General features: G+C 70.7%; 2 protein-coding genes. One reads left to right on the forward strand and one right to left on the reverse strand.

Annotated features, from left to right (window positions below; genetic code table 11):
- The coding region (locus AB8Z36_RS35775; RefSeq protein WP_369217557.1) for an IlvD/Edd family dehydratase at window positions 1–1643 on the forward strand (1643 nt) is incomplete at its 5' end.
- A gap of 15 nt (window positions 1644–1658) precedes the next feature.
- Here AB8Z36_RS35775 and mmsB read toward each other — a convergent pair.
- Window positions 1659–2891 carry a multiple monosaccharide ABC transporter permease gene (mmsB, locus tag AB8Z36_RS35780; protein WP_369217558.1) on the reverse strand — a complete coding sequence of 411 codons (1233 nt, stop codon included), beginning with the start codon at window positions 2889–2891 and terminating at the stop codon, window positions 1659–1661.
- Between the last annotated feature and the right edge of the window lie 157 nt (window positions 2892–3048).

Below are 3048 nucleotides of genomic sequence, written 5' to 3' on the forward strand. Positions count from 1 at the left end.
CCCGCCAGCTCGGCTACCTCCCCGAGGAGCACCTCGGCAAGCCCGTCATCGCCGTGCTCAACACCTGGTCCGACATCAACCCCTGCCACTCCCACCTGCGCGACCGCGCCCAGGCGGTCAAGCGCGGCGTGTGGCAGGCCGGTGGCTTCCCGCTGGAGTTCCCCGTCTCCACGCTCAGCGAGACCTTCCAGAAGCCCACCCCCATGCTCTACCGCAACCTCCTCGCCATGGAGACCGAGGAACTCCTGCGCTCCTACCCGGTGGACGGTGCCGTGCTGCTGGGCGGCTGCGACAAGACGACACCCGCGCTGCTCATGGGCGCCGCCAGCGTCGACCTGCCGGCCGTCTTCGTGCCCGCCGGGCCGATGCTGCCCGGCCACTGGCGGGGCGAGCGGCTCGGCTCCGGCACCGACATGTGGAAGTACTGGGACGACCGGGGCGCCGGGCTCATCGGCGACTGCGAGCTCGCCGAACTGGAGAGCGGCCTCGCGCGCTCGCCGGGCCACTGCATGACGATGGGCACCGCCGCCACCCTCACCGCGGCGGCCGAGGCGCTCGGCGTGACCATGCCGGGGGCCTCCTCGATCCCCGCCGTCGACTCCGGGCACGACAGGATGGCGGCCGCCGCAGGACTGCGCATCGTCGGTCTCGTGCGCGCGGACCGGCGGCTCACGCACCTGCTCACCGCCGACGCCTTCGAGGACGCGGTGACCACCGTCCTCGGGCTCGGCGGCTCCACCAACGCCGTCATCCATCTGATCGCGATGGCGGGCCGCGCCGGAGTGCGGCTCACCCTGGACGACTTCGACCGCGTCGCGCGTACGGTGCCGGTCCTCGCCGACGTACGGCCCGGCGGCGAGAAGTACCTGATGGAGGACTTCCACTTCGCGGGCGGCCTGCCGGGCTTCCTCTCGCGCATCACCGACCTGCTCCACCTGGACCGGCCCACCGTCGCCCACGACACCCTGCGCGAGCAGCTCGCCGGGGCCCGGGTGCACGACGATGACGTCATCCGCCCCCGGGACAACCCGGTCGCCGCCGAGGGCGGCGTCGCCGTCCTGCGCGGCAACCTCTGCCCGGACGGCGCCGTCATCAAGCACATCGCCGCCGACCCGGGTCTGCTGCGCCACACCGGCCCCGCCGTCGTCTTCGACGACTACCGCACGATGCTGGGCACCATCCACGACCCGGCCCTCGGCATCACCCCCGACCACGTCCTCGTGCTGCGCGGCGCGGGCCCCAAGGGCGGACCCGGCATGCCCGAGTACGGGATGCTGCCGATCCCCGAGTACCTGCTCAGACAGGGGGTGCGGGACATGGTGCGGATCTCCGACGCGCGCATGAGCGGCACCTCCTACGGCGCGTGCGTGCTGCACGTGGCGCCCGAGTCGTATGTCGGAGGGCCGCTCGCCCTCGTCCGCACCGGGGACCCCATCACCCTCGACGTCGCGGAACGGCGGCTGCATCTCGGCGTGGACGAGGCCGAGTTGACACGCAGGCGCGCCGAGTGGACACCGCCGCCCGCGCGCTACGAGCGGGGGTACGGCGCGCTCTACAGCGAGCAGATCACCCAGGCCGACACGGGCTGCGACTTCGCGTTCCTCGCGCGGCCGGGCACGGTGCCCGACCCGTACGCGGGCTGAGGTCCGGCCCGGCCGCTAGCGGCCGACCTTGCGCTTGTTCCACACGTCGAAGCCGACCGCCGCGAGGAGGACGAGGCCCTTGATGACCTGCTGGTAGTCGGTGCCGATGCCGACGAGCGACATGCCGTTGTTGAGGACGCCGAGCACCAGGCCGCCGATGACGGCGCCCATGACCGTGCCCACGCCGCCGCTCATCGACGCGCCGCCGATGAACGAGGCCGCGATCGCCTCCAGCTCGAAGTTGAGGCCCGCCTGCGGGGTGCCCGCGTTGAGGCGGGCCGCGTACACACAGCCCGCGAGCGCGGCGAGGACACCCATGTTGACGAAGACCAGGAAGGTGACGCGCTTGTCCTTGACGCCGGAGAGCATCGCGGCGGCCTTGTTGCCGCCGAGGGCGTAGACATGGCGGCCGACGACCGCGTTGCGCATCACATAACCGAGGCCGATGAGCAGACCGCACATGACCAGCATGACGACCGGCACACCGTGGAAGCTCGCCAGCGTCAGCGTGAACGCCACCACCGCGGCCGTCATCGCCACGCACTTCGCCACCCACAGCCCCCGCGGCAGCACATCGAGCTCGAACGCCTGCTGCCGCCCGCGGTCCCGCACCTCGCGGAAGAGCAGGAAGGCGACGGTGGCGAGGCCGAGCAGCAGCGTGGGGTTGTGGTACTGCGTGTACGGGCCCATCTCCGGGATGAAGCCCTTGGCGATGTTCTGGAAGCCGTCGGGGAAGGGCGAGAGCGACTGCCCTTCGAGGACGATCTGGGTGAGACCGCGGAAGAGCAGCATCCCGGCCAGTGTCACGATGAACGACGGGATGCCGACGTAGGCGATGAAGAAGCCCTGCCAGGCGCCCGCCACCGCGCCGATGAGCAGCGAGAGGACCAGGGCGAGCACCCACGGCATGTCGTGCTTGACCATCATCACCGCCGACATGGCGCCGACGAACGCCACCAGTGAGCCGACGGACAGATCGATGTGACCGGCGATGATGACGATCATCATGCCGATGGCCAGGATGAGGATGTAGCCGTTCTGCTGGATCAGGTTGGAGACGTTGTTGGGCAGCAGCAGCGTGCCGTCGGTCCAGATCTGGAAGAGCACGACGATGAACGCCAGGGCGATGAGCATGCCGTACTGGCGCATGTTGGCACGCATGCTCTCGACGAGCAGCGCACCGGCCCGCCGGGTGACCGGCGGCGGGGCGGCGGAGGAGTCCTTCGGGGGAGTGGTCGTGGTGGTCATGGCGGGCCCTCAGCTCTTGCTTCTCGTCTTGGTCATATGGCGCATGAGCACTTCCTGGGTGGCCTCCGCGCGCGTGACCTCGCCGGTCAGGCGGCCCTCGGCCATCGTGTAGATCCGGTCGCACATCCCGAGCAGCTCGGGCAGTTCGGAGGAGATG

Origin of the sequence: Streptomyces flavofungini (genome assembly GCF_041028215.1) — a bacterium.
Taxonomy (GTDB): Bacteria; Actinomycetota; Actinomycetes; order Streptomycetales; family Streptomycetaceae; genus Streptomyces; species Streptomyces flavofungini_B.

What these genes read in the sequence shown, in the direction of transcription:
- mmsB (WP_369217558.1), bottom strand. Translation starts at nt 2,891, where the DNA reads ATGACCACCACGACCACTCCCCCGAAGGACTCCTCCGCCGCCCCGCCG.